The sequence below is a fragment of the Streptomyces sp. ID05-39B genome (assembly GCF_033794725.1).
Lineage (GTDB): Bacteria > Actinomycetota > Actinomycetes > Streptomycetales > Streptomycetaceae > Streptomyces > Streptomyces bobili.
Genome location: NZ_JARGEF010000524.1, coordinates 1 through 963 on the forward strand (window position 1 = coordinate 1; position 963 = coordinate 963).

The 963-nt window shown below is 73.1% G+C and carries 2 protein-coding genes; both read left to right on the forward strand.

The window, feature by feature from the left end; translation table 11 throughout:
* The coding region (locus P1P75_RS41675; protein WP_319265289.1) for a helix-turn-helix transcriptional regulator at positions 1-234 on the forward strand (234 nt) is incomplete at its 5' end.
* A 277-nt stretch (positions 235-511) separates the two neighbouring features.
* On the forward strand, positions 512-963 hold a 452-nt coding region (locus tag P1P75_RS41680; RefSeq protein ID WP_319265291.1), incomplete at its 3' end, for an MEDS domain-containing protein.

A 963-nucleotide genomic window follows, 5' to 3' on the forward strand; every position in this document is an offset into this window, starting at 1 on the left:
CCGGCGGCCCCGCCCCGCGCACCCGTCGTCGAGGCCCCGCCGGACGCCGTCCGTCTCACCCGACGTGAGACACAGGTGGCCGAACTCGTCGCCGAGGGCCTCGCCAACCAGCAGATCGCCGACCGCCTGGTGATCGCCCGCCGCACCGCCGAGGGCCATGTGGAACGCATCCTCAGCAAGCTCGGGTTCAGCAACCGCAGCCAGATCGCCGCCTGGGTGACGGCCCAGCGGTGAGACGACGCCGCGCGGGGGTCCGCACCGGGACCGGATGCTGTTGGCGAATCCCGTCAGGCCAAGCAATAGGCAGATCCGGGCCAGAGAAACGCCGTAGAACCGGCAGTTTGCCGGCCCGTATCTGCCAATCAGCGTCCGCCGAGCGGATTCGCCAACAGCGTCCGCGACCGGACCCGAACCCGAGCCGAACCCTCAGCTTCAGCCCGCAACCCGAAACCCGAACCCTCAGCCCGCACCCGAAACCCGACCCGACCCGAGAGACCAGAGGGGCCGCCCGATGACCGTCCGAACCACACCGCCGCGGAAGGCGTTCGACCACCGTATGACCGCCCCCGGCACGGACGAGGCCTTCCTCGCCGCCGCGCTGCCCTTCCTCGCCGAGGGCCTCGCCGCAGCCGACGAGCCCCCGCCGGTGGCGATCGCCGCCCCCGCCAAACTGGACGCCCTGCGCGACGCCCTCGGCGCCGACGCCAAGGCGATCACCCTCGTCCCGCACACCGACTGGTACACCGGCTCCGCCGCCAACGCCGTGGCCCGCGCCGCCGGTCACCTCGCCGCGCACGCCGGCCCCGACGGCCGTGTCCACCTCCTCATGGAACCCGTGTGGAACGGCCGCGCCGGCCGTACCCCGCGCGAGAGCGCCGAGTGGCTCCGCTACGAGGCCCTCGCCAACCTCCTGTTCGCCCCCACGTCCACCACCGCCCTGTGCGTCTACGACACCCGCACCAC